Below are 26,972 nucleotides of genomic sequence, written 5' to 3' on the forward strand. Positions count from 1 at the left end.
TCTTGGGGAAAACAAAATTATTAAAACAAGATTTGGGGAAAAAAGATGAAAAGACTCATTTTGGGTGTTGCAATAACATCTGCTCTTGGCTTGACAGCATGTGGTGGTGACAGTTTTAACGAAGCAGTAGATAATGCTGAGCCGTTAGTGCCTGTTTCACATATGCAGTTTGATCCTGCTAATAGCAAAGTACCATTACCAAACGACTTACTCTTCAGTGGAACCACTGATGGCACATTATCTATCCCTGGCGAAGCCAGCGGTAACTATACTGATCCTCAAATTGCATTAGGTGCATTAGATGGATGGTCAACTAGTTCACCAATTTCAATTACTGTCGAACTTGCTAATGATTTACAGGGCAATGCATTAACGTTAGATGCAGCTTCTGTGTTTCAACCTGGTGCGGTGCGTATGTTTGAAGCGACGGTGGGCGGAGCATTATCAAGTGATGCTGAGTGTAAATCAGCACCTTCAGTTTCAGCTTGTAAAGTAGGTGAAGAGCTTCAATTTGGTGTTGATTTTGTATCAAAAGCATCAGGCAATAAAGTTGCCATAGTACCGATTAAACCATTAAAAGCTGGTCAGTCTTATATCTATGTGACTACCGATCTTATTCAAGACTCGCTAGGCCGTGCTATTGCTCCGTCAACAACTTATGGTCTGTTAAAGTTAGATTTTGAAACACAGCAGCTTGAAACAGAACAACAAAAAATGCTGCAGTATCTGGTCAACAGTTATGAAAAAGGTGTTGCTGAAACACACGGTGTTGATCCTGAATCGATTAGTTTTTCAGGTTTATTCACCACTCAGTCAGTCGCTGATGTGTATGAAACCACTAAATTATTGATGGCTTCTAATCCTGCTTACACACCTTCATTTGTGCAAACTCCTACGCCAACTGGATTGACAGTTGCTCAGGCTGCTGGGTTAACGCCAGCATCGGGTGCAGCCTATGTAGTCGCCGATATGGCTGATCTTTATACAGCCAAAATTAAACTGCCAATCTACGGTGATTGTTCATCAGCTGGCTGTGTGATCCCAATCGTCGATGGTGCTCCAACAGCACCTAATGGCCGTTGGTTTGCTCAAGGTGACAGTCCTGTGTCGGTATTGCTAGCTTTACAGGCGGGTACATTAAGCCAAGCTAACTTTTTTGCTCAAGCATCTGTTAATGGTGTTGACCCTCAAGCTGCATTAAGTAACCCAGCATTGCTTGCAGGTAAACAGTGGAAACTTGATGACGGTACTGCTGCAGATAAAACGAAACATTTAACCAAGTTTAACCCTATTCCGGCTATCAAAGGTTATGAAACTGTTTCAGTTCAAATTACCTTACCGAATGCGGCTAAGCTTGCCGCATTTACCGCTGCTCAAGGTGGAACTTTTGTGCCTCCAACAAGTGGTTGGCCAACCACAATCGCAATGCATGGTTTAGGTGGTGGTAAAGAAATGGCACTAGCTTATGCGGGTACATACGCTGCAGCTGGTGTTGCCACTATTGCGATTGATATGCCATTGCACGGTGCTCGTTCATTTGATTTAGACAAAGACGGCACTTATGAGATATCTGCAACAGCCCCAGCTTTTGGTCCTGTAGTCGGTAAGCCTAATGCGTTCACCAATGGTAACCCATTAGTGTTTGTTAACATCGCCAGCACATTGACAGTGCGTGACAATTTCCGTCAAGCAACCTTAGACCAATTAGGGTTAAGATTATTATTGACTGGAATGGCGCAACAACTCGCTGCGGCAAATCAACCTCAAGTATTTGATGTGTCTAAAATCAGTGCACAAGGTTTGAGTTTAGGTGGCATTGTTGGCACTACATTCTCTACTTATGCTAGTACTGGATTAGTTAATCCTATGACGGGTGATGCTTTACCTAACGCTTATGCTATTAATGCAACATCGTTAGTGGCGCCTGCTGGTGGTTTAGCTGGTGCATTTGCGGGTTCTGCTGCATTTGGTCCACAGTTATTCGCCAATGTCACCGCGTCTAGTACGTTTGCCGCTCTCGTTACTGCTGCAAATACTGCAGGTTATGAGGACGGTAGTGCCGAGTATGCTGCTTTAGTTCAAGCAGTGTATGCTGAGTTTATACCAACATTTGCTTTTGCAGTGCAAACAGCTGTCGATTCTGCTGACCCAATTAACCATGGCGAAAAATTAGCGGCTACTGGTTTACCAGTGCATTTAATTGAAGTGGTTGGCGATGGGGCAGGCAACTTAGGTGACCAAACATTACCTAACAGCGTTGAAGGTTTCCCATTATCGGGTACTGAACCGTTAATTACCTCGCTAGCGCTAGGATGTGTTGATACTACAACGCCAGGTTCTGGTGCTGTACGCTTCTCTAAAGGCCATCACAGTTCGATTGTTAGCCCAGGTGAAGTAGATGGTGTAACAGACGGAATGGCTCTTGCTGCGACTGTTGAAATGCAGTCTCAAGTTGCTGGTTTTGCAAAAACAGCAGGTTTAGGACAAGCTACGATTGTTGTGAGTAACAGCGATGTGATCCAAAGCTGTAACTAATGTTTACTATTTAGTACGCAATATCTTAAGAAACCCAGCAATTAGCTGGGTTTTTTATTGTCTACTTGTCGGTTATTACTGTTAAAATACCGCAAGATTGTCATCCCTGTATGGAGCGAGTTTTGGAATTTTTATATGAATACGGCCTGTTTTTAGCAAAAGCGGTAACCATTGTTGTCGCTATTTTAGCGGTAGTAATATTTGTGCTGGCAGCAAGCATGAAAAACAAATCTGATAAAGGTGAGCTAAGACTGACTGATATTTCAGATGAGCTTATGCAGTTAAAGCATCAGTTGAAAGAAGAGTTACTGCCTAAAAAGCAATTTAAAGCCTATGAAAAGCAAGTGAAAGCAGCCGAAAAAGCGGCTGAGAAACAAAACTTAACCAAAGGCAAAGTATTCGTTATTGATTTTAAAGGCAGTATAGATGCCAATGAAGTCGCGTCATTACGCGAAGAAGTGACTGCTATTATAACCATCGCAGATAAAGATGACCAAGTATTGGTCAATGTTGAAAGTGGTGGCGGTATGGTTCATGGGTATGGCCTAGCGTCAAGTCAGTTAGATCGTTTGCGTCAAGCTAATATCCCATTATCGATTTGCGTGGATAAAGTGGCTGCAAGTGGTGGCTATATGATGGCGTGTGTGGCTAATAAGGTTTACGCCGCACCGTTTGCTATAGTGGGCTCAATTGGGGTGATTGCGCAAATACCAAACTTTAATCGTTTGTTAAAAAATCATGATATTGATTATGAACAGCACACCGCAGGTAACTTTAAACGTACTTTAACCGTTTTTGGTGAAAACACTGATGAAGGCAGAGCTAAGTTCCAACAGGAATTAGAAGAAACTCACGTGCTTTTTAAAGAGTTTGTCGGCCGTTATCGTCCTAATATGGACATTGCTAAAGTTGCCACTGGCGAACATTGGTATGGCCAGCAAGCAATTGACTTAGGGCTTATCGATGCGGTTTCTACCAGCGATGATGTAATTTTAGACTTGGTTAACACCCATCAAGTGATTAAAATTCAATATCAAATGAAGAAAAAGCTAGCAGATAAAATTGCTCATGGCGTTTCACTATCAGTGACCACTATGATGAATCGTTTTGCGGAGCGTAATCAATCGGTGTAGTACAGCAACATCACTACAACGCAATTGATTAAAAACAAAAACGACAGCCTAGGCTGTCGTTTTTTATACTGTAAAGCTTATGAGTGACTAAGCTTTGTAACTGATGTGTTGATGGAAACGTAAAATGACATCGGCGTGTTCTTTATCAATGTCGAACTCATTGGTAAATACACGTATAGCTTCTTCAACTTGATTCATAAAACGACCATAGCCTTCGTCTGTTTCATCGCTTTTACCTGCGACAATCACAAATCGGAAAACGTCTACAAGCTTGTTCGCATCCCAGTGGCAAATCGGCTCTGGTGATTCTGCATGAGGATCAAACCCAACCATCTGAAATTCGTTAGTACTGGTTAATTGCTCATACTTACTGTTACGTACAAGTGGTATTTTGCCGTTGGCAACCACCGCAACACGATTAAGCTGTTTGCTTTTAGTCGCTTCGATAAACTTGTCACATACCTTTTGATAAACACTGGTAAAGTCGGTGGTATCATTTGCGAGTAACTGCTTTTTGATGCGGCGGTCAACTGGAATGTTTATGGTGACATAATTGAGCGTGCTGACATTTTCTGGTAGCTCGCAATGACGTCGGTGATAGCGACTATCAACAGCGCGTAATTTATAACCGTAGGTTTCTTTTAGTCCTTTTGCTTTAGCAAAGAAATCATAAGAAATATGCTGGTGGTCACGGACTTTAATTGGCACATTTTTAACGGGTAATAATGGTTTTAATTCAGCTATAAATTTTTGTACATGAGAGTGAAACTCAGCCGAATTACTGCGAAGGTCATTGCCAGTGGCTAAAAATACAATTCTAAGTTTTCTAGCTCTAAAGCCTGCAACGCTGTGTAAACGGTTAGCCTCATGGTGGGCTGGGTTATAGAAAAAACGTAATTGCTCATCTGTGGTTAAGCAATAAGCTTCACTGTGGAAGCGTACCATAGGCAATTTATCGGTAGTGACAACGTGCACGTTGTACAATTCTTGCTTTTCGGCTAGTTGATAGACGAGTTTGCTAAATTCATCGTAACAAGTTTCTAAATCACTGTATGCATTAAGATATTCATCAGTTAACGGAAAACCAATGGTAATGTATTGATTTTTACGTGTTGCTGTTGGCAAGTATACTTTTTTTTGACGACTGACGGACATATTATTTCCTTATTGCCTTAGTTGTTGTCTAAAGTTTATCGTTATATGTTTATGCTTATTTAATGCGCTTGCTGAGTGTCCATTTTAAACATTGATGCTTAAATTAAAATGACTTTCGATCACTTTATTAAAATGTTTTTAACATGTCGAACAAAAATTGTTCAAATTTAAGTGTTTACTCGGATAAAACTTGTGTGATCCAAGGTAACATTAACTGCGTAATAGTGTCTTGAGCTTGTTCATTCGGATGAATGCCATCGCGCTGCATAAGCGTTTTGTCGGTGGCAATATCTTGCATGAAAAAAGGGATTAACTTAATAGTATATTGTTCGGCTAACTGATGATAAATCTGAGTAAAAGATTTGGCATACCTCGGGCCGTAATTCGGTGGTACCATAATCTCAGTTAATAACACCTTGGCGCCTTGTTGCTGCGATAGGGTAATGATTTTTGTAAGATTTGATTTCAGTTTATTTGGTGGAAAACCTCTCAACCCATCATTACCACCTAGCTCAATGACAATCAGGTCTGGCTGGCTTGAAGCCAGTAAACTCGGGAGTCTACGTAATCCTCCCGCCGTTGTTTCACCACTAACAGAACCATTAATTATCTGATGCTGAGGCAACTGGTTACGTAATAATTGTACCCATCCCTGATCTTCTGGCATGCCATAGCCTGCACTTAAGCTATCACCTAATATCAAAATCGTGGCAGCATAGGTCGGTACACTCATAACTATCAGTATAAACACGCTGGTAAGCACGCGTTTCAGTGACGAATATAAGAAGGATTGTATGTCTAATAATATCGATCGAAATACCAGTGCCATTACTGTAACTAACCTCAATAAAACTGTCGTGACCCAAGAGGGAGAGTTGACTATCCTCAACGGCATTAATATAGAAGTCAAGCAAGGAGACAGTATCGCCATTTTGGGACCATCAGGTTCAGGTAAGTCGACACTATTGGGTTTACTTGCAGCATTAGATACACCTACCTCTGGTGAGATAGTGTTGGATGGGGTGGCATTATCCGGATTAAATGAAGAGCAAAAAGCAGCGCTTCGTAAGCAAAAAGTCAGTTTTATCTTTCAGTCATTTATGCTGGTTGATACCTTAACAGCGCTTGAAAACGTTATGCTACCCGCAGAGCTTGCAGGGGTGAAAGATGCCAAGCAGAAAGCCCAAACCATGCTCAATCGCGTTGGTTTATCTCATCGATTAAATCATTTGCCTAAACAATTATCGGGTGGTGAACAGCAACGTGTGGCTATTGCCAGAGCTTTTATTTGTGAACCCAAAGTGCTGTTTGCAGATGAACCAACAGGCAACTTAGACAGTGTGAATGGTGATAAAATTGCTGATATGTTGTTTGAGTTAAACCAAGAAAGTGACACCACGTTGGTGTTAGTGACGCATGATTTACATTTAGCAAAACGTTGCGCACGCCAATTAGTGATGGAAAATGGCCATTTATCAGAACCATACGCAGATAATCTTAAGGCTGCCCATGTGAGCGCGGAACCTGTTGCGGAGGTTAATTAATGGAGTGGCAAATTGCGTGGAGATTGTTTAAACGTGAACTCGCTCAAGGACAATTAATTCTTATCGTGTTGGCTATTACGTTAGCGGTGTTATCCGTGACCGGGCTAGCGCGGGTTAGTGAGCGTTTACAAGTGGCCATTAATGGCGAAGCCTCTAACTTTATTGCCGCCGACCGTATTATCGACTCACCGGTTGAACTTGATGCACAAGTCCTTACTGTTGCCAATGAGTTAGGCCTTGCCCACGTCACTAACATGCAATTTAACTCGATGGTGTATTCGGGCGATAAATTTCAATTAGTGACCGTTAAAGCGGTAGGTGATGGCTATCCGTTAAAAGGCGATATAGAACTGAGTAACGGTGTCACTCGAGCATTACCAAGCAAGGGGCAAGCATGGTTTGAAAATCGTTTAGGTGGTTTGCTTGGCTACCCAAAAAGCATTGAGTTGGGCAATAGTGAGTTATCGCTAACCGAAGAGATTAGTCGTTTACCGGATGCAGGGTTTAATCCGTTTGCGTCCTCACCAGTATTACTCATCCGTTTAGATGATGTGGCGGCGACAGGTATTATTCAACCTGGTAGTCGGGTGACGTATTTATACCAATTTACTGGTGATGCAGAGCAGCTAACGGCCTTTGAACTGCAAGCTAAACCTTTGCTCAATAACAGCCAGCGTTGGGTAGATGTGCAATCGGGAGATTCCCCGATAGCTTCAGCTGTGCAACGTGCGGAGCGCTTTTTGCTGCTAGCCAGTTTACTCGGTATTGCATTAGCGTGCGCCGCGATTGGTATTGCAGCGCAGCGTTACTGTCAACGCCACTATGATGTTGTGGCCATGCTGAAAACCTTTGGCGCTTCAGGCAAGCAAATTCGGGTGTTATTCGGACTGCATTTGTCGTTAGTGACCTTATTGGGTATTGCACTGGGTTTATTGGGCGGGTTATTGCTCGACATTGGCATTACGGCATTTTTACCACCAGAGATAGCCGCTTATTCTCCACCGTATTTACGCCCTATTTTATTAGGTGTAAGCACGGGGCTAATCAGTGCATTTATGTTTTCTGCTTATCCGTTAATGCGGCTGTTAGCCATTCCGCCGTTAAGAGTATTGCAGCGCCAATTAGAAGGCCTGCAGCTGGGCATGTGGCTCCATTTACTATTAAGCTTGGCCGCGATGGCCTTGTTGGGGTATTTGTATTCAAGAAGTTTAGCATTGACGATGACAGTGGTACTTGCGGTGCTGTTGTTAGGTTTTTTACTCAGTGTGCTGGGCTTTGTGATGATCCGTTTCGGTCATGGCATTGGCATGAAAACCACCAATCCTTTCCAACTAGCATTAGCTGGGCTTCGCCGTCGTGCTCGTCAAAATGCTGTGCAATTGGTTGGATTTAGCAGTGCATTGGTATTATTGCTCACCATCTTGGCCTTGCGTCAAGATTTACTTAATGAATGGCAAAAGCAGTTACCTGAAAATGCACCTAACTACTTTCTAGTGAATATAGCCCCTGAGGATGCTAAGCCATTAAATGACTTTTTAAGCCTAAATCATATTAACGCTACCGATATTTATCCTGTGGTGCGTGGCCGACTCACTCATATTAACGACGAGGAGTTGATTTCGGGCAAACAAGCTGAAAACGGAGCTGAAGGGCGAGTGGGGATTTCTCGCGAATTAAACTTAACCTATCGAGATACTTTACCGCCAAATAATAAGCTGCTTGAGGGCAAGTTTAATCAAGCTGCGGATGATGTTTCGGTTGAGTCCGGTGTCGCAGATAGACTAGGCGTTATACTTGGCGACAAGCTCACTTATAGCATCGATAATCAATCCTTTTCGGTGAAGGTTGCCAGTATTAGACAGGTTCAGTGGGAAACCCTACAACCTAACTTTTTCATGATTTTTACCCCTGAAGCGTTGGCGCCATTTGCCTATACCTCGATGGCCAGTTTTCACCTTAATGATGCGCAATTAGCGGCGGATGGTAGCTTGCTGAGCGCCAATCAAGTGGTATTGCAACTGATCCAACAATTTCCAACGATATCGATTATTGATGTTGGGGCGATGGTTGAGCAGCTACGGCAAATAATCGATCAAGTGTCATTATCACTATCACTAGTGTTGGCATTAGTGTTGTTGGCCAGTGCCTTGGTGTTGATTGCGCAAACTGAGGCAGGCATGGCGACTCGACAACGAGAACTCGCAGTGTTGCGAACTTTTGGCGCATCCGGTTGGTTACTTCGTGCTTCTACTGGAATTGAGTTTGCTTTGCTTGGTGCAATTGCTGGTTTATTAGCGGTGATAGTGGCTGAGTTTGCTTTATACATGTTAAAAACTCAAGTGTTTGAGTTAGTGGTATACATGCATTGGCCATGGTGGGGCATCACTCCAATCGCAGGCGCGCTAATTGTTGCAATCTTAGGGATTTGGCGTTGTCGTCAGTTACTCAATAAGTCGTGCAGTGACATGTTAAAAGAGGGCTAAAGTACTTACAAATATTAAGGGAGATGCATTGTCATCTCCCTTTTTTATGTTGCCTTTTTACCTTAGTTGATCACTGATGTGATTACTTTTGACGCATTTTATATTGGGTTGGACAATACGCTCTATCAATACCTTCAGGTCGCAATTTAAGGTGCTTGGTTTTACGGCCACTAACACGGGCTCGCCAAGACTTAAAGCTATTGGGTTTGAGTGATGAGCGCATGAGTTTAATCACATTTGATTCGTTTAAGCCATAAAGGTGTTCAATAGCTTCAAATGGCGTGCGGTCTTCCCATGCCATTTCAATGATCCTTGAGGTATCGTGCGGTGATAGCATTGAGTTTGATAATGTTTATTGGGTTTGCGCTCTAATACGTTAGTTATCTGCGTTTAGATTAGTGTATTAAGGATTTGTGTTTAAGGCAGATGAATACGTTAAAATATAGAGACAAGCTTTATTGGCCTATATTTTTTTCATTAGTGGATGCTGAACAATTATCTGATCATCCTATTGGCGGACGGTTAAATGCCGGCACCACAGGGTGAGTGCTCATTACCAATGATGAGTGCGGTACATTTAATATTATTTCCCCCTGCCAAGTCGTGCTATAAAATTTATCAAGCCACCTTAGCTGTCGATTACGAGATTGGACAAGCATTTGTCTACTCTCTAAATCGTTTTAAGTTGGCTTGCTGTATAATTAAGCTATATTAAAAAGTGCTCGGTGCCGATCACGATAAATGTAGTGGTTAATGTTGTGATGAAAAGTGTTAGTTCTGAATAATTTATGATTTAGTCCACCAGGATACATAGTTATAGAGGCAAATATTGTCGATGGAGCATAAAACACCACTCTCATATCATTTTAAAGACAAACATATATGGTTTGACATGACCATGCTTGCAGCATTGTTTGTTGTTGCAGCCTACGTTCCTCTATTAAAAATTGTGCCTTTAGTTGCCTGTCTAGAGTTATTCAGCTTTTTTAGTTTTCACTTACTAGCAAAACGCAGTCGATTCCAGTTACAGGGCTTTCTGGGAGGATTTATTTCCAGTACGGCAGTTTTTTTACAAATATTAAATGATAAAAAATTTGCATCAACAAGTGAACGTGACTTGCTACTGACATTGTTGTTTGCTTTATGTTCTATGTTACTGGAATGTCTATTTATTATCTTTTTTTTGGCAGACCAATTAGCCTTTATTTTTTATATCCCCTTTGTCACGCAATTATTGTTTTTTATTACGGCGATAATATATGTGCAGATGCAATCCAATTTACTTTTTTTAAGTAACCAGTCAGGGCAACCAACAGTTGATATTGAGCTATTAATTGATCACCCGATAAATTGGAAAAATGTTGCTAAGCTATCTATTTTTATCCTCGGACTTGTATATGCCATGCATTTTATCGGCAGTGAACTTGGTTTATCGCGAGGGATCAGTACTTTGCTGGTATCATTTTTTGAAGCTCATGCCATTCTTGTATCGGTGATGAGCGAATGGTCTATGAATCCACAGGATATTGATTTAATAAATTTATTGTTGTTAATTTTACTCGGTAACACCATCAGTAAATCGTACTTGATGTTTAAAGGAAGCAATTTTTCTCACAAATGGATTTTTATTGCGATGATGTTTGTGGGGTTTGCATTAAGTGTCGGTGCTACGTTTTTTTGCTCTTTTTTGCTTGAGTAATGTGTTTGCTATTCTCTCTAATAATACAAACTGCACTTTACGTCTGTGGCATAATACCCCCCACCATTGACTGCATATCTGACGAGACAAAGCATAATATCCGCTTAAGTAGCCAATAATAAATGATTATCCCAAGTTAAGGTTATTTATGCGTCTTGATCGATTTGTTTGTAAAAGTACTGAATTATTAAAGTATGAGGTTATTCAACATATCCATAACGGGGCTGTGCTCGTTAATGGTGTAGTTGTCAGGGATGAAGCTGTTCAAGTTCATGAAAATAATGACATCAGCTTAAACGGTCAAAATCTTGCTGCTCGAGCGTTTCGTTATATGTTAATCAATAAACCTGCCAATACCCTTTGTTCGAATGTCGATGGTGTCTATCCGTCGCTATTCTCATTAATTGACGCCGAACGACCATCTGAGTTGCATATTGCCGGACGATTAGATGCCGACACAACCGGATTAGTGCTTATTACCGATGATGGTCGTTGGACATTTGCTATCACGTCCCCGTCTGGACAATGCCATAAAGTTTACCGGGTTAAATTAGCTAAGCCGATAGCAGCAGATGCCGGAGAGTCTTTTTTACAAGGCATTGCTTTGCAAGGGGAGCAAGAGCTGACATTACCGGCACAGTTGCAAATTATCACACCACAAGAAGTATTACTGACCTTAACTGAAGGTAAGTTCCATCAAGTTAAACGCATGTTTGCTGCCGTAGGTAATAAAGTGGTGTCGCTGCATCGAGAAAGTATTGGTGCGGTTAAACTGGATGTAGCAATAGGTGAATGGCGTTATTTAACCGATGTAGAAATTGGTTCATTTAGTCATATACTTTTAAATAAGCTTTAAATTCAGCGCCCCTTAGTATTTGTGTAAAAAGCGCTTTATTGATTATTTTATCATGACCTCACGCATGCGATATTCACCCGTTAATGTCCTTACTTCAGGGTATTTGGCTGAAATTTCATTAGACATTTTTTTATCAGCCTCGCTCCACTTTTTCATGAACGCTTCATACTTCTTTTTGTTAGGCTCCATGTCTGCGCCATTAGCCATAGTAACGACTAATAACATGTTAAAATCACCACTCACTGGTAAATCACTTGCATAGATTTTCCAGTCTTTGATATAACCAAGTTCCTTTTCAATTTTAACCGCTTTAACCCAGCTATTACTCAAACCTGCCAAATATATATCCGCCATATTAGGATCTACTTTAACGGTAGTCATTACCATTATTTCAGTACCGAGATCGTAATCTTGGTAAATCTCCAATCTATCTTTGGCAAATAATGCGGAGCTAAATACAACGCAAGCTAATGTAATTAATAATTTTTTCATTTTATTATCCTTTTTAATAATTAATTATTTTGTTCGTTTTTTGTACAATTTAATCATAATAAGGAATCAGGTAGAGTCAAGTCACTCTACAATGCGGCATGTTAACCTGGCCGTTCTACGGGAGTGTATGAGGATGGCAAAAAGTAAATCGTATTAACCACGGGTTTGAGCTGGAATGACACCGTTCTGGTTATATTGTCCTTTTAGCTAACGTTAGTGGGTAAGGTTATTAAAAACACATAAAACAATAACTTTTTGTTATCATTGTGCCATTATCGGCGGTGACGTTAGTATCCCCATAATCGATGTCGTATAAGAGATGTTCATTGTCGATGCAATGAAGTGTTCAGTGCATAATAGAGGCGCAGCATGTTAAATCAACAATGGTTAACCACATTTATTAAACTTGTCGAAGTAGGGCATTTTACTCACACGGCAGAGCAGCTTTTTATGACGCAACCTGGCGTGAGTCAACACATTAAAAAGCTTGAGCTGCAAGTGGGCGTTGATTTACTGATTCGAATAGGAAAAAGCTTTGAGCTAACTGAAGCTGGAATTGTGTTACATCAACAAGCATTAGTTTGGCAGCAGCAACAGCAACAAGTTTTGTCGCAATTAGCGGTTGATGATGAGCATGTAGGCGTTTGTCGTTTAGCGTGTTCGGGATCGATGGCGTTGCTTTTATATCCTCACCTTATTGACTATCAGTTGCCATATAGTCAATTACAAATCCATCTGGAAGCGGCGCCTAATAAACGCATTATTGATAGTGTTATGGCCAATACCGTTGATGTGGGCATCATTACGCAGCCGATTAACATGGATGAGCTGGTGGTGACCCCATTAGCTGCACAGTCTCTGTGTCTGGTGTTACCGCAGTCGTACCCACATCAATCGGTTACATTTGAACAACTCATGGAACTTGGAATGGTGAGCCATCCAGATGCGATGCATTATTGGTCGCAAATAGTCGGCCAGTATTTTATTGAAAAACAGGTGTTAGCGTTGCAGGTGCCTATTCGCAGTTACGTTAACCAATTGAACCAAATTCTTGTTCCCGTGGCTAAAGGGCTGGCATTTGCTGTGCTACCACAATTTGCAGTTGATAATTTTGCTCAACAACAGCATATCCGCATAGCATCTTTTGCCACCGAGCAAGCCAACAATGTGGTGGTCAGTGAGCCATTGTTTATCATTTACAAAAAACATCGGCCACTTGCGCGTCGCTATGGACCGATAATCAATAAAATTAAACAGTTGGTGAAGTGATGCCTGTTAGCCCGGTGAATTTTCTCGGTGGTTTAGTGCTCTGAGTTAGCTCTTAGAATTAATAATGTGTTGTAATGCACTGTTGATATCAGTGAATTGAAACTCAAAGCCAGCCGCTAAAGTCCTTGTGGGTAGTACAAATTGGCCGGTAGTGAGCAACTCTGACATTTCACCCATTGCCAGTCTTAGCGCTAATGGTGGCGTGGTTATTTTGGCCGGACGATTTAACGCACTGCCTAATGCTTTAGCAAATGTTGCATTGCTAACAGGCTGAGGTGCAGTAGCATTGTAAATACCTTGTAAGTTGGTGTTGTTCAGCAAATAGTTAATCAGTTCAATTAAATCATCAACATGAATCCAACTCATACCTTGCTCGCCACTGCCTATTGGGCCGCCTAAACCAAGTTTGAATGGAGGTAGCATTTTTGCTAATGCGCCGCCATTCTTCCCGAGCACAATACCTATTCGAGTAATACACACTCGGGTCTGTTGTGACTGGGCTTGAAGTGCGAGGTCTTCCCATTTCTGGCATATATCATGGCTAAATTCAGTATGAAATCCACTTGTCTCATCGACTGGACTCTGGTCTTGTCGACCATAGTAACCCACCGCTGAGGCGCTAATAAACGTATGTGGCGGCGTAGTACTTTTACTAATAAGCTGAGTTAATTCCGTGGTGATGTCCCAACGGCTGTCGCATATTAGTTTTTTTTGTTTGTTGCTCCAACGTTTACTGACTATCGGTTCGCCTGCAAGATTAATTACGGCATCTATGTCGTTAAGGTGTGGTTTATCAGTAAGGGTTTGCCAGTATTGATGGTGACTGCCAAGATTATTTTTTGCGTTATTAATATTTCGCGTCAATATGATCAGTTGGTGTTCGCTAAGCGATTTAACTAAGCGTTTGCCAACAAACCCCGTTGCACCAGTGATTAATATTCTCATCTAAACTCCCTTCTACTCAGTAGAACAATATACGATGGTAACCTTAAGAAATGATCACAAATTCTGCACGCAACATACTTGTTATTACGGCTTTTGATAGCATAATTCCATCGACACAGAGTCTGCAAAGCGAAGTGCATGGGGTTTATCAATTTCGACACTGGCAAATTCAACCCAATCATGTTCGCTGGCAATGGCGAGAGTTTGATTGGTTAGGTTTTCGAGTAATGAAAAACGATTATTTTCAATCAAAGCAATGATATTTTTAGTAATGGTGCGATAATTCAACGCATCAGTGACATTGTTGCTGTTTCGCGCTTTGTCGGCACAATAATGGATCACCACATTGACGATGACATCTTGTTGGTTATTGATTTCATCTTCTTTAATGCCGATATAGGTGCGTAAACGTAAGTTTTTAATGCGTATAATAGCGGTTTCTGGTTTCATATTGAGTGAGTGGATCCCTAAAAGTTGTTGTAAGCCAATATTGTCATCAACTTATATGTGAATCGACAAAAATATTTAACTTAGTTTGCAATATGTTACTGAGTTTAGCTTAGCATACAGAATCATTTTAATAAGCAATAATAAGGATTTTTAGTTCTATGAAAGGATTACAACAATCGCCTATGGCTGTCCGTAGTTTTGTGGTGATGGCCTGTGTGGTGATCATTCTAGCGGGAATCAAAACGGCCAGCCCAATTGTGGTGCCTTTTGTATTATCTGCATTTTTAGCGGTAATTTGTAATCCAGCCATTGTATTGATGACGCGCTATCGCATTCCTAAATGGTTATCGATCATCTTATTGATGGGATTTATTGTGTTAATGGGCTTATGGCTGGCCAGTTTAGTGGGCAGTTCGGTAACTGAGTTTTCGAAAGAAATGCCCAAGTATCGGGAGCAATTGATTGAACAATTTGCGTGGACCCTTGAAAAACTGCAAGACTTTAATATTCAGATTTCTAAACAAAAGGTGCTCGATTATTTTGACCCCGGCATGGCGTTATCCATGACCACTAATATGTTGTCTGGTGTTGGTAATGTGATGGCTAATTTATTCCTGATTATTTTGACTATCGTATTCATGTTATTTGAAGCGCAATCAATGCCAAGAAAGTTTCATTTAGCCCTTGATGCTCCAGATAAGCGTTTACAGCAAATCGACAAATTTTTGCAGTCGGTTAATCAATATATGGTGATTAAAACCCTTGTCAGTTTAGCGACTGCAGTGGTTGTTGGTATCGGTTTGACTATCATTGGCGTTGATTATGCTTTGTTATGGGCAGTCATCGCTTTTCTGTTTAATTATATTCCTAATATTGGTTCTATTATTGCCGCTATTCCTGCTGTGTTATTGGCTTTTATCCAAATGGGCCCAGGGGCTGCAGGTATTACTGGTTTATTGTATGTGGGTACCAATATGGTGATGGGTAATATGGTTGAACCGCGTTTTATGGGCCGAGGTTTAGGCTTGTCTACCTTAGTCGTTTTTTTATCATTGATTTTTTGGGGTTGGCTGCTTGGCTCTGTCGGCATGTTGCTGTCGGTACCCTTAACCATGATTGTTAAAATTGGTCTTGAATCGAGCGACTCGGGCAATTGGCTGGCAATTTTATTGTCGGATGATAATGATGACTCACCCAATGAATCTGCCAATAATGTTAAAGCAGAAGCCGAAATTGCAGCTGAAGATTGCCACAGAGACGACGATGACGAACAGGTTAATAATGACGTTAATAGTGGAGTCAGTAGCGACGTAGATAATGATCATTGCGTGGGCAGTGACACTAAAGCTAAGTCATCAACCACAAATGCATAACCCTATTGATTGTATTTAGTTTATTGAGTTAAGAGAGTGTATGAAAGGTTTTTTACAAATAGTTCCAAATTTGACGTTCGGTGATGATGTTTGCCGTTTATTTCATGGCCGTGGCGGCTTATTCGCTGGCGATGAACACCTGTGTTTGGATTGGTATAAACCAGTATTATTGCTCACCAGTTTTAAGATGCTTGAAACCGAGCAACTGAATGAATTAGTGATTGCAGTAAAGGTACTTTGGCAGCAACAACGACCAACTGAAACACTTAATTTGGTTTACCAATATCGTCAAGGTGGCCAAACATTCAGTGAGTTATTGCATGGTGAAGTACCAGAACAGCATATTGTGACCGAAAATGGTGCGCGCTTTTTAGTCCATTTATTACGCGGACAAAACCACGGTTTATTTTTAGATATGGCCAACGGCCGAGCATGGGTGAAACAACACGCAAAACATAAAAAGGTACTTAATTTATTTGCTTATACTTGCGGCTTTTCGGTAGTGGCTTTGCAAGGCGGCGCAGATGAAGTGGTCAATATGGACATGAGTAAAGGTGCGTTAAGCATTGGTAAGCAAAACCATGTATTAAATGACTTACCCGCAGGAGCGCGTTATTTAGGCCACGATATTTTTAAATCATGGGGTAAATTAACCAAGCTTGGACCGTATGATTTGATTGTGGCCGATCCACCGAGTAATCAACGTGGCAGTTTTGTGGCCACTAAAGATTATGAGCGCTTATTGAAACGTCTGCCTGACTTACTTGCACCACAAGGTGAAGTGTTGCTGTGCTTAAATGCCCCAGAGCTTGGTTGTGATTTTTTGATGCAACAAGTGGCTAATACTGCGCCACAATTAACTTATGTTGAGCGAATTGTTAATCCGTCCGTTTTTGCCGATATAGATGAACAGAAATCATTAAAAGTATTACGTTACTGCATGAGCTAATTTATTAACGCGTTACAAATAAACCGACAGTCATGTGGCTGTCGGTTTTTTTATGCCTGTAAAAAATGCCAAGACATACCTCACGATTAACCCCTTAATGACATCTTAGCCGCGCAAGTTGTTTTTAGTGGCTTATACTTAATGCTAACCAAGGAAATACCTGTTCAAAAAATCGTTAAATAATCCTTCTTTTAATCGGTATTTATGACCGATAACCCTGATCTAGCTAATGATTTATTAAAATTGATGATCTAGATCATATTAACCTTGTTTTACCAATTTGTGAGTATATAGATTGTTACTGCATTAACGATAAAATTCACCGAGTCGTAATAAAGAAGCAATAAAGCGATGATGATTTATTGTTTTTATCCCCACTCTTGGAGGGTCCATGAGTAATGAAACCGAAAGCAAAAAGGGTTTAGAGCTAAAGATTTTTATTTTTTTGACCGTCTTTCTAGCCCCAATTTTATCTGTATTACTGGTTAGCGCACTAGGTTTTACTATCTGGTTTAGCCAAATTTTAACTGGGCCTCCAGGCGCGGGCTAATCCTAAAAATAATAAACAATGTGAGAACGATGTATGAGCAATGAACTTCACGTAACCAGCCTAATTGTCCAAGTACACCCTGAGCAAATGGCTGAAGTAAGACAAAAAATTATGGCCATCAAAAATGCTGAGTTGTCAGCTAATAATGACGTTAAGTTAGTTGTTGTCGTTGAAGGTCCGAGCCAACGATCGTTGATGGATGATATATCAACTATTAATGCCATTCCGGGTGTGTTGACTGCCACCATGGTGTATCACCAAAGTGAAGAGCTTGAAGAGGGTGAAGTATGAAAATGAATAGACGCGATTTTATGAAGGCCAATGCCGCTATCGCAGCGGCAAGTGTTGCAGGATTAGCACTACCTACAAGTGCAAGCAACCTGATCACTAGCTCAGAACAAACCAAATTAGAATGGAACAAAGCACCTTGTCGTTTTTGCGGAACAGGTTGTTCAGTGATGGTAGCCACCCGTGACGGTAAAGTTGTTGCGACTCATGGTGATGCCAACAGCGAAGTTAACCGTGGCTTAAACTGTATTAAAGGCTATTTCCTTTCTAAAATTATGTACGGTCGTGATCGTCTGCAAACGCCAATGTTGCGTATGACTGATGGCAAATATGACAAACATGGCGAATTCACTCCTATTACATGGGAAAAAGCGTTCGACACTATGGCCGAGCGTTGGAAAGCGACCATTAAAGCCAAAGGTCCAACAGCAGTCGGTATGTTTGGTTCTGGTCAGTGGACCGTATGGGAAGGTTATGCAGCGGTTAAGTTAATGAAAGCTGGCTTTGGTTCAAATAACATCGATCCAAACGCTCGTCATTGTATGGCATCTGCGGTAGGTGGCTTTATGCGTACCTTCGGCATTGATGAGCCAATGGGTTGTTATGACGATATGGAAGCGGCTGACGCGTTTGTGCTTTGGGGCTCAAACATGGCAGAAATGCACCCTATTTTATGGACTCGTGTAACCGATCGCCGTTTAAGCGCGCCACACGTTAAAGTCGCCGTGTTGTCTACCTTTGAACATCGTTCATTCGACCTTGCTGATTTGCCCATTGTATTCACGCCACAAACCGATTTAGCAATGCTTAACTTTATTGCCAATTACATTATCCAAAATGGCAAAGTGAATAAAGATTTCATCAAAAAGCATGTTAATTTCCGCAAGGGAACCACAGACATTGGCTATGGTTTACGTCCAACGCATCCATTAGAAATGAAAGCCAAAAACGTTGCCACTGCAGGTGACTCTACCCCGATTGATTTTGACGAATTTGCTAAATTTGTGGCTGACTATGATGTTGAATCTGTCAGTAAGTTGTCTGGTGTACCAGAACATAAGCTTATTGAGTTGGCAGAGCTTTATGCAGATCCAGATCGTAAAGTGACTTCATTCTGGACCATGGGCTTTAACCAACATACTCGTGGTGTGTGGTGTAATAATCTGATTTATAACATTCACTTGTTAGTCGGTAAAATCTCTACTCCAGGTAACAGTCCATTCTCATTAACGGGTCAACCGTCTGCTTGTGGTACAGCACGTGAAGTGGGTACATTCTCACATCGTTTACCTGCGGACATGGTAGTGACTAACCCTGAACACAGAAAGCGCGCCGAAGAGATTTGGCATATTCCGAGTGGTATTATTCCACCAAAACCTGGTTACCATGCAGTAGAGCAAAACCGTCGCTTAAAAGATGGCGATTTAAATTGTTACTGGGTACAAGTGAACAACAATATCCAAGCAGGCGCCAATATTAACGAAGAAGGTTTACCGGGCTACCGTAATCCTGAAAACTTCATCGTAGTGTCTGATGCATATCCAACTGTTACCACCCAAGCCGCCGATTTAATTTTACCAACAGCAATGTGGGTCGAAAAAGAAGGTGCCTACGGTAATGCTGAACGTCGTACTCAATTTTGGCATCAAATGGTTAAAGCACCAGGCGAGTCACAGTCTGATTTATGGCAGTTAATGGAATTCTCTAAGCGTTTCACTACTGACGAAGTTTGGCCTGCAGAAGTGTTAGCTGCTAACCCTTCGTTTAAAGGTAAAACCTTATATGAAGTGCTTTATCTCAATGGCAATGTTGATAAATTTCCATTGGCAGATGCTGATCAAAAATACTTAAATGATGAAGCTAAGCATTTTGGTTTTTACGTTCAAAAAGGTTTATTTGAAGAATATGCCACCTTTGGACGTGGTCATGGTCATGATTTAGCTGACTTTGATGTATACCACAAAGAGCACGGTTTACGTTGGCCGGTGGTTAATGGCAAAGAAACCAAATGGCGTTTCCGTGAAGGGTCAGACCCCTACGTTAAAGCGGGTACAGAATTTGAGTTTTACGGTAAGCCAGATGGCCGTGCAGTTATTTTCGCATTGCCTTACGAGCCTGCTGCAGAGTCACCAGATGAAGAGTTTGATATTTGGTTATCAACAGGTCGTGTGCTTGAACATTGGCATTCTGGTTCAATGACACAACGTGTACCTGAACTTTATAAAGCCTTCCCTGATGCAGTGTGTTTTATGCATCCTGAAGATGCTAAAAAGCGTGGTTTACGTCGTGGTGATGAAATTAGAATTGTTTCTCGTCGTGGTGAAATTAAAACCCGTGTTGAAACACGAGGACGTAATAAGCCGCCTGTTGGCTTAGTGTTTGTGCCTTGGTTTGATGCCAGCCAGCTCATTAATAAAGTGACGTTAGATGCGACAGATCCTTTGTCAAAACAAACTGACTATAAAAAATGTGCTGTAAAGATTGTTAAGGCTTAAGGAGACAGACCATGAAAACAGGTAAATTATTATCGATTATCGCGTTATTAGGTTTCTCTGTAAGTGTAATGGCTACCAGCATACCTGAAGACAAAATCGACACATTACGTTTAGCGCCAATTAATGTAGAACCGACACCGCCTGCGATGCAAGCGGTGATCAATACCGATGTTAAGCAGGTACGTAATTACCCAATGCAGCCACCGGTGATCCCGCACAAGATTGATGGTTACCAAATCGATCTTAAAGTGAACAAGTGTATTCAGTGTCATGCCCGTACTAGTACTGGTCATTCACAGGCTCCAATGGTGAGCGTGACTCACTATATGGACCGTGATAATAATTTCTTGGCTGATTTATCACCACGTCGTTATTTTTGTACTCAGTGCCATGCACCGCAGTTAGATGCCAAGTTATTAGTTGAAAATGACTTTGTCGATATTGATCACTTAATGAAGGCGAAAGCCCCAGTTAAGCACTAGGAGTCACTATGATTGCAAAATTGTTTGAGCAACTAAAAATAGTGTGGAAAGTGCTGTGTCGTCCGAGTGTCCATTACAGTCTTGGCTTCTTAACCATTGGTGGATTTATCGCTGGGGTGATTTTCTGGGGCGGATTTAACACCGCCTTGGAACTGACTAACCGCGAGCAATTCTGTATTGGTTGCCATGAAATGGAAAACAATGTTTATCAGGAACTGCAAACGACTATTCACTTCACTAACCGAAGTGGTGTGCGTGCAACCTGTCCTGATTGTCATGTGCCACATAACTGGACCGATAAAATTGCTCGTAAAATGCAAGCTTCTAAGGAAGTGTGGGGCAAAATATTCGGTACTATTAGCACGCGAGAAAAGTTTGAAGGTAAACGTCGCGAGCTGGCGGAACATGAATGGGAACGCCTTAAAGCTAACGATTCGTTAGAGTGCCGTAACTGTCATAACTTCGACTATATGGATTTCACTCGTCAGTCTAAGCGTGCATCACAAATGCATTCAACATCACTGGCTAGCGGCGAAAAAACCTGTATCGATTGTCATAAAGGTATTGCACACCAATTACCTGATATGGCGGGTGTAGAAGGGTTCTAAACCGGTTAATATTGTAAGTGTATAGAAAAGGCCAGCAAATTTGCTGGCCTTTTGTTTTATGCATTTCGAACTAAAGTTGTTTATGTTAAATCAACCTGTTGCCCAATCACATCAATTAAATATTTAGTGAAATCATGGCCATGGTTTTGCAACATTTTCGGAAACATTGAAATAGGCGTTAACCCAGGGAAGGTATTGATTTCATTCAAGAGGATTTGATTATCATCAGTTAAAAAGAAATCAATGCGCGACAAGTGACGTAATTTCATCCCTTTAAAGGCTTTTATTGCGTAATCCCGGATCAGCTGACTGATCTCAGGGCTGAGGTTATCAGCAACAACGTCGGTACGGGCCTTACTATTTTTAGCGTACTTTTCATCAAATGAATAAAAGGTATTGCTGTCGCAAATAATTTCGCCCGGTAAGGTAGCTACCACTTCCCCTTGGTATTGGTATACGGCGACTTCTAATTCACGCGCATGGATGGTTTGCTCAACAACCACATATGGAGCATAACTAAACGCATCTTTAAGTACGTTAGCGATATTGGCTTTAACATCGACTTTATAGCATCCCACAGACGATCCTTGTGATGCCGCTTTTACAAAAACAGATCCCCAATGATCAAATGCCGTTTCAGTTTGCTTGATTGCATCATCATCTAGTTGGTGCAAAAAGATGTAAGGCGTGTTTGGTACGCCTAAAGCTGAAAACCACATTTTAGCGGTGATTTTATTAAAGCAATTGCTTGAGGCTTCAGATTCACAACCAAAGTAGGGCAGTTGGATTAAGTTAAAGTACGATTGAATATCACCGGTTTCACCCGGAAATCCATGAATACACGGGATCACATAATCAACTGACCATGCTGGCGTATTGTTATCTTCAAAACGAATTTCACGGCGATTAGTCAGGTCGCATAATTTACCGTCTTCAGTGTGATAATGACCGTGTTTATCGAGTACTAACTTAAGTACCGAAAATTTATCTGACTTTGCCAGTGATGACTCAAAAAAACGTGCAGACATTAACGAAATATCGTGTTCTGCACCGCCACCGCCGCACAATAACAGCAGATTAATCTTTGGCATGGTTGCTCCTGAAAGACCCAAAAAGTGGGCTAAATTTGAATTAGATTAGCCCTAAAAAAGTAATGCTTATGATAAAGACCCACAGCCATACAGTGCAAGTAAGAGTTAATAATATTTCAGCTATTTATGTCTATTTCCGACGTTAATGCGATTAAATAACCTCAACGAGATAATAAACAGTTATCACATCTCCATTACCTCACGAAGCGATTGTATTAATTGGCAATGTCATAAGCGTTAGTGGCATCCGTCTTGGTTAGTCACATCCGTTCTAAGTGGCCATAATATGCTGGGTGGAGTCATACTCTGTCGTTTTGTTGTCGACAATCTCAGCGTTATCTTTTCTGCATCAGCCGTAAAAAAGAAAAACCTCTTTTTATTTTCATAAAAAAGAGGTTTTTAATCAATCAATATAATGTCTGCTATCGTGGTCAACTACATTGATTATATTGATGTACTAACAAACGTATGACAGTAGAATACTTAAGCTTATTGCTTCAATCTTAGTCTCTGCGGTGTAATATTTTAATCTTACCTAGAAGCGATAAGTTAAGTTCACCGAACCATTCACAGGCGCGCCGTAATAACCGATAGTGGCCAAGCTGTTAATGTATTTTTCATCGGTGAGGTTATTAATGTTAGCTCTCAGATTTAGGTCTTCAGAAATATTCCAACTTGCGAAAGCGTTAACGACTAAATAGGCATCTTGTTCTACATTAGAATCAACATTTTTGGTTTCAGATTGCCATCTGCCGCCTAATCCAACGCTTACTTCTGGCAATTGTGGGATGGTATAACCCATCGAAAAGTTAACAACGTTTCGGGCTGCCCATTCATTTGCCTCAGCGCCATCTTCATCTTCTACATCTAGCAGCGTGTAAGCTAATACGGCATTGAGGTTGTCTGTTATGTGTCCAGTGACTTCAACTTCAAAGCCTTTCGATTCGACATTGGCACCTTTATAATAGTAATTTCCGTTGGCATTAAGGCCGGCGTAGCTAGCGAGGTTATTTTGCTCAGCACTAAATAGTGCAAAGGTAGCCATTAAATCATTATCAAGCCATAGGGTTTTAAGCCCAAGTTCGTAATTGACGCCTTTAGTGGGGTCTAAAAAATACCCATCGTAATCATACTGCTCTTGCGGTTGGTAAATGTCTGAATAACTGAAGTAAGTGTTGATATCCTCTGTGATGCTGTAAACCACACCAGCATAAGGGCTAAACTCGCTTTCGTCGTTGTCGATATCAACGCCGCTATTAATACCTTCGCGGGTATATTTAATCGCATTAAAGCCTGCAACTACGAATAGGCTGTCATTAATATTGAACTTAGTCGAACCATAGGCGCGAAGTAAGCTTACATCGATGTCAGAGTACTCCACTTTATCGCCCCATTCAGGCTCAGGGATCGCATTGAGATCGTAAGGGAAGGCTGGGGTTGGGCCATATGCAGGAGTCGCTGCAAAATCAAATGGGTGTTGGTACATGTATTTTTTACTTTGAGAACCGCTTAACCCTAAGGTCAGTTCGTGATCTTGACCAAATAAGCCATAATGACCAATTGTGGTGATGTCCAAAATATCGGCTGAAAACTCAGTGTCGTAACGACCAGGCCAACCATTTAATCCTAAGCCTGTGTCCTTATCAATGGTTCCAGAAGCATAAAATAACTTACTTTCATCTTCTAATCCTTGATGATTATAGGCAACTTTAAGGTCCCAATCGTTAGGCATTATGTAAGTATACTCAACAAATGCGGTTGTATTGATGGTGTCCCACATAGTCCACTCTTGTGTGGTGCTAGCGCTGGTATCCCATTCTGCTTGGGTGCCGTCAGTATAGTTAAATACTAATCCGCCCCAGGTATTACCGTCTGTGTTGGCATCTTGGTATGAAAACCCTAATGTTAGCGTTGAGTTATCTGTTAATTGGCCATCAACGACAGCGTAAATATAACCACGATCGTTTTCTAGGCCATCTAAGTATGATCCTTTGTCTTCTACTACCGCAACAACTCTACCAGCCCAACTACCGCTTTCTGTTAACAGGGCAGAGTAATCAGCTTGTACGCGCTTAAAGTCATCTGAGCCATATGAGATGCCTACTTCACCTTCATTTTCGTTAGTCGGGCGTTTACGCACATAATTAATGGTACCAGCAGAATTACCTATTCCGGTTAGTAGCCCGTTAGCGCCACGAATAACTTCAATTTTTTCATAACCATAAGCTTCCATTGCACCAGTGACGATCCCCCAGTCATTGGGCAAACCGACGCCATCAATTTGGGTACTTTTAATTTCAAAGCCGCGAGAAGTATATTGTGTGCGGTTTGTTTCCCATTCTTCAACATTAATACCTGTCGCAAGACGAAGTACGTCGTTAAGGTTATTGGCCCCAAAATTAGTTATCTGCTCGTTGGAAACCACACTGATTGACTGCGGTGTCTCATCAATCTCCATAGTTAACCCAGTAGCGCCTTGGCTAACGCGTTTATAACGAACACCCAAGATTTGAATTTTTTCTATGTTTTGATCATTGTTGTCAGCATTTTGTTGTTGTTCTGCTGCAAGGGCAATGGGCTGTACTAGAAAGCTCATTGCCAAAACTAATGATGAAAGTGCAAAGGTATGTTTAGGTTTCATGTTGTGCCTTATCTGTGTCTTTTTCTAATGATGAATATTATTAACGGCGAACCATAGCGCTTATCAGACGCTAATGTTATTGCTAATGATTATCATTAGCAACCACGATCGAGGCTAGATTGATTAAAATGTGAGCATTAACGCAAAATTTACAATTGATAATAATTATCACTCAATAGTTGTTGAGATTGGTTATCAATCGTATTAGCATGTGTGGAAAATTAATATCTATAAAGACAGCGGACAAATTTGGACATCAGATGGCAAAACGTAGTAATCGATTTTGGTTTAAGCTTCATGGCTGGTTTTCATTACCCGTATGGATAATTTTTTGTTTTGTGTGCCTAACGGGGACAATTTCAGTGATAAGCCATGAATTAACCTGGCTCACTAATCCTGACGCTCGTGCAAGTAACCCGCAAAATCTGGCAGAAAAACCGATGTCAGAACTCGTTGAAATTGTGCAACAAGCGCACCCAACAGCTAACATCACCACAGTGATGAGCTTTGAATCTTATCTGGTTAATGCGGTTATTTTTAACGATAGCGATGCGCCTTTTGCCATTGCTTATGTCAATCAATACACCGGCCAAATACAAGCAATTAATCTTGGCATGACCTTCACTAATTTTATGCGCTCATTACACGGTTGGTTACTGTTTCCATGGCATGTTAATTACAGTGTCGGCTATTACATTGTCTGTTTTATGGCCATCGTTATGTTGGGGGCGTTGATATCTGGACTGGTGATTTATAAAAAGTTCTGGCGTTCATTTATCCAGCCTAAATTACGTTTCAATCAAGGTAAAAAAACATTGCTAGCCGATTTACATCGATTGGCCGGTGTGTGGTCAATGTGGTTTTTAATGCTGATGAGCATTACCGGTTTATGGTATTTAACCCAAGCGATTATGTGGCACAACCACATAGATTTGGAGCCACATGCGCCATTAATTGAAGCAAGCCAAGTGCCTACATCAGCAAATGATGCTCCTATTAGACCATATACGTTATCTAATGCGCTGCAAGTAGCCGAGCAAAAATTCCCGGGCTTTAAAAGTACCTACATTATGCTTCCAGAGCACAATCGAGACACTTATAAAGTGTATGGCCAAGGAGATCATATTTTCTACGACCAGTATGCTTATGGTGTGACAGTGAATCCATGGAGTGGCACCATTGAAAGTGAAAGATCGCCAGTGGCAATGACAACCTTACAAACCCTATCGCATATTGCTGATCCACTGCATTACGGCACAATAGGTGGTTTGTGGACCAAAGTGATTTGGTTTATCTTCGGCATTTTTCTAACGGGGATGTCTATCACAGGTTTTTTAATGTGGGGAAGTCGAACCGTAAAAGCCGCCAGAACCGACCAGGATGATCCGTTGGCAATGCATAATCTACAGCTAGTCGAGCAGGAAGGTAACTAATGGCCCGCATTAAAAATACCATATGGAATCGTTACAAGTATAAAATAAATGGCTTAATGTTAGTGCTAGTTTGTTATTTTCTATATCAGTCTCTATTCCCGCAATTCCCTGATGCATGGGAAACTCAAGCGGTTGGCGCTTTTGAAATAACACCTATGCCGTATAATCTTGATCCGCCATATCTTCACGATGGTACCTACACTAAAGATTTTTTATTATTGTTTAGTCAGGGGCAGGTAAACAAAATCCGTCAAGCATATTTAAACATTGGCACAGAGCCTCTACCATTAGAAACACTGCAAATGGGCGATGCAGGTATCTTGCATGGCAGTCAGCATGGACAAGAAGTTCATGCTATTGCGCCAGAAGTATTAACCGCAGAACACAAGGCTTGGTTAACCATTGAAAATTGGCAGGGGCAACAGCAAGTCATTAGCTGGAAGTTACCTGATGCATTTTATCAGTCATCAAACTAAAGCATTGTAGCTTTTGGGACGGCTT

At 41.2% G+C, this 26,972-nt stretch carries 24 protein-coding genes; 16 read left to right on the forward strand and 8 right to left on the reverse strand.

Going from position 1 to position 26,972, the window contains the following annotated elements:
- Nucleotides 1-45: 45 nt before the first annotated feature.
- Both GUY17_RS07220 and sohB read left to right on the forward strand, forming a co-directional pair.
- Complete coding sequence (locus GUY17_RS07220; RefSeq protein ID WP_162022731.1) at nucleotides 46-2,535, forward strand: VolA/Pla-1 family phospholipase; 2,490 nt, start codon at nucleotides 46-48, stop codon at nucleotides 2,533-2,535.
- Between the two features lie 122 nt (nucleotides 2,536-2,657).
- A complete protein-coding gene (gene sohB / locus GUY17_RS07225) occupies nucleotides 2,658-3,668 on the forward strand; it encodes a protease SohB (RefSeq protein WP_162022732.1) in 1,011 nt (336 codons plus the stop codon).
- Between the two features lie 87 nt (nucleotides 3,669-3,755).
- Here sohB and GUY17_RS07230 read toward each other — a convergent pair whose 3' ends face one another.
- Both GUY17_RS07230 and GUY17_RS07235 read right to left on the reverse strand, forming a co-directional pair.
- Complete coding sequence (locus GUY17_RS07230) at nucleotides 3,756-4,823, reverse strand: DUF3083 family protein (protein ID WP_101087882.1); 1,068 nt, start codon at nucleotides 4,821-4,823, stop codon at nucleotides 3,756-3,758.
- 175 nt (nucleotides 4,824-4,998) lie between these two features.
- Entirely contained in the window at nucleotides 4,999-5,556 is a 558-nt protein-coding gene (locus GUY17_RS07235) for an arylesterase (RefSeq protein ID WP_162022733.1), read from the reverse strand.
- Between the two features lie 61 nt (nucleotides 5,557-5,617).
- Between GUY17_RS07235 and GUY17_RS07240 the strand changes: the two genes are divergently transcribed.
- Entirely contained in the window at nucleotides 5,618-6,367 is a 750-nt protein-coding gene (locus GUY17_RS07240; RefSeq protein ID WP_162022734.1) for an ABC transporter ATP-binding protein, read from the forward strand.
- On the forward strand, nucleotides 6,367-8,850 hold the full coding sequence (locus tag GUY17_RS07245) for an ABC transporter permease (RefSeq protein ID WP_162022735.1): 2,484 nt from the start codon (nucleotides 6,367-6,369) through the stop codon (nucleotides 8,848-8,850). The genes GUY17_RS07240 and GUY17_RS07245 overlap by 1 nt, the downstream gene beginning before the upstream one ends.
- 82 nt (nucleotides 8,851-8,932) lie before the next feature.
- Here the strand turns inward: GUY17_RS07245 and GUY17_RS07250 are convergent, their stop codons facing one another.
- Nucleotides 8,933-9,187 (reverse strand): TIGR03643 family protein, encoded by a 255-nt coding sequence (locus GUY17_RS07250; protein ID WP_101087889.1) that lies wholly within the window; start codon nucleotides 9,185-9,187, stop codon nucleotides 8,933-8,935.
- 498 nt (nucleotides 9,188-9,685) lie between these two features.
- Here GUY17_RS07250 and GUY17_RS07255 point away from each other — a divergent pair, with 498 nt between their 5' ends.
- Nucleotides 9,686-10,549 carry a DUF4010 domain-containing protein gene (locus GUY17_RS07255; RefSeq protein ID WP_162022736.1) on the forward strand — a complete coding sequence of 288 codons (864 nt, stop codon included), beginning with the start codon at nucleotides 9,686-9,688 and terminating at the stop codon, nucleotides 10,547-10,549.
- A 148-nt stretch (nucleotides 10,550-10,697) separates the two neighbouring features.
- On the forward strand, nucleotides 10,698-11,405 hold the full coding sequence (locus GUY17_RS07260) for a pseudouridine synthase (RefSeq protein ID WP_162022737.1): 708 nt from the start codon (nucleotides 10,698-10,700) through the stop codon (nucleotides 11,403-11,405).
- 42 nt (nucleotides 11,406-11,447) lie between these two features.
- Here the strand turns inward: GUY17_RS07260 and GUY17_RS07265 are convergent, their stop codons facing one another.
- A complete protein-coding gene (locus GUY17_RS07265; RefSeq protein ID WP_101087898.1) occupies nucleotides 11,448-11,897 on the reverse strand; it encodes a hypothetical protein in 450 nt (149 codons plus the stop codon).
- A gap of 369 nt (nucleotides 11,898-12,266) precedes the next feature.
- Here GUY17_RS07265 and GUY17_RS07270 point away from each other — a divergent pair, with 369 nt between their 5' ends.
- Nucleotides 12,267-13,166 (forward strand): LysR family transcriptional regulator, encoded by a 900-nt coding sequence (locus GUY17_RS07270; protein ID WP_162022738.1) that lies wholly within the window; start codon nucleotides 12,267-12,269, stop codon nucleotides 13,164-13,166.
- Between the two features lie 45 nt (nucleotides 13,167-13,211).
- Here GUY17_RS07270 and GUY17_RS07275 read toward each other — a convergent pair whose 3' ends face one another.
- Nucleotides 13,212-14,111 (reverse strand): TIGR01777 family oxidoreductase, encoded by a 900-nt coding sequence (locus GUY17_RS07275; RefSeq protein WP_162022739.1) that lies wholly within the window; start codon nucleotides 14,109-14,111, stop codon nucleotides 13,212-13,214.
- Nucleotides 14,112-14,195: 84 nt separating this feature from the next.
- Nucleotides 14,196-14,561, reverse strand: a complete 366-nt coding sequence (folX, locus tag GUY17_RS07280) for a dihydroneopterin triphosphate 2'-epimerase (protein ID WP_101087907.1) — start codon at nucleotides 14,559-14,561, stop codon at nucleotides 14,196-14,198.
- A 158-nt stretch (nucleotides 14,562-14,719) separates the two neighbouring features.
- Between folX and GUY17_RS07285 the strand changes: the two genes are divergently transcribed.
- The 7 genes from GUY17_RS07285 (at nucleotide 14,720) to GUY17_RS07315 (ending at nucleotide 21,306) form a co-directional block, all read left to right on the forward strand.
- Nucleotides 14,720-15,934: an AI-2E family transporter gene (locus GUY17_RS07285; protein WP_162022740.1), complete on the forward strand. Its 1,215-nt coding sequence runs from the start codon at nucleotides 14,720-14,722 to the stop codon at nucleotides 15,932-15,934.
- Between the two features lie 40 nt (nucleotides 15,935-15,974).
- Entirely contained in the window at nucleotides 15,975-16,883 is a 909-nt protein-coding gene (locus GUY17_RS07290) for a class I SAM-dependent methyltransferase (RefSeq protein ID WP_162022741.1), read from the forward strand.
- A 391-nt stretch (nucleotides 16,884-17,274) separates the two neighbouring features.
- Nucleotides 17,275-17,433, forward strand: a complete 159-nt coding sequence (locus GUY17_RS07295) for a periplasmic nitrate reductase, NapE protein (protein ID WP_011638006.1) — start codon at nucleotides 17,275-17,277, stop codon at nucleotides 17,431-17,433.
- A gap of 33 nt (nucleotides 17,434-17,466) precedes the next feature.
- A complete protein-coding gene (locus GUY17_RS07300; RefSeq protein ID WP_011638005.1) occupies nucleotides 17,467-17,724 on the forward strand; it encodes a chaperone NapD in 258 nt (85 codons plus the stop codon).
- Nucleotides 17,725-17,726: 2 nt separating this feature from the next.
- Nucleotides 17,727-20,216, forward strand: coding sequence for a nitrate reductase catalytic subunit NapA (napA, locus tag GUY17_RS07305; RefSeq protein ID WP_101088208.1), 2,490 nt, complete (start codon nucleotides 17,727-17,729; stop codon nucleotides 20,214-20,216).
- Between the two features lie 11 nt (nucleotides 20,217-20,227).
- Nucleotides 20,228-20,698: a nitrate reductase cytochrome c-type subunit gene (locus GUY17_RS07310; protein WP_101087915.1), complete on the forward strand. Its 471-nt coding sequence runs from the start codon at nucleotides 20,228-20,230 to the stop codon at nucleotides 20,696-20,698.
- Between the two features lie 20 nt (nucleotides 20,699-20,718).
- Nucleotides 20,719-21,306, forward strand: a complete 588-nt coding sequence (locus GUY17_RS07315) for a cytochrome c3 family protein (RefSeq protein ID WP_197708467.1) — start codon at nucleotides 20,719-20,721, stop codon at nucleotides 21,304-21,306.
- Nucleotides 21,307-21,386: 80 nt separating this feature from the next.
- Here the strand turns inward: GUY17_RS07315 and GUY17_RS07320 are convergent, their stop codons facing one another.
- Entirely contained in the window at nucleotides 21,387-22,397 is a 1,011-nt protein-coding gene (locus GUY17_RS07320; RefSeq protein WP_162022742.1) for a D-alanine--D-alanine ligase, read from the reverse strand.
- Between the two features lie 535 nt (nucleotides 22,398-22,932).
- A complete protein-coding gene (locus GUY17_RS07325) occupies nucleotides 22,933-25,038 on the reverse strand; it encodes a TonB-dependent siderophore receptor (RefSeq protein ID WP_162022743.1) in 2,106 nt (701 codons plus the stop codon).
- A 260-nt stretch (nucleotides 25,039-25,298) separates the two neighbouring features.
- Between GUY17_RS07325 and GUY17_RS07330 the strand changes: the two genes are divergently transcribed.
- Together GUY17_RS07330 and GUY17_RS07335 are read left to right on the forward strand one after the other, a co-directional pair.
- On the forward strand, nucleotides 25,299-26,471 hold the full coding sequence (locus GUY17_RS07330; RefSeq protein WP_162022744.1) for a PepSY domain-containing protein: 1,173 nt from the start codon (nucleotides 25,299-25,301) through the stop codon (nucleotides 26,469-26,471).
- Nucleotides 26,471-26,947, forward strand: a complete 477-nt coding sequence (locus GUY17_RS07335; protein ID WP_101087930.1) for a hypothetical protein — start codon at nucleotides 26,471-26,473, stop codon at nucleotides 26,945-26,947. The genes GUY17_RS07330 and GUY17_RS07335 overlap by 1 nt, the downstream gene beginning before the upstream one ends.
- Nucleotides 26,948-26,972 lie beyond the last annotated feature (25 nt).

It is taken from the genome of Shewanella sp. Arc9-LZ (genome assembly GCF_010092445.1).
In the GTDB taxonomy this organism is placed as follows: Bacteria; Pseudomonadota; Gammaproteobacteria; order Enterobacterales; family Shewanellaceae; genus Shewanella.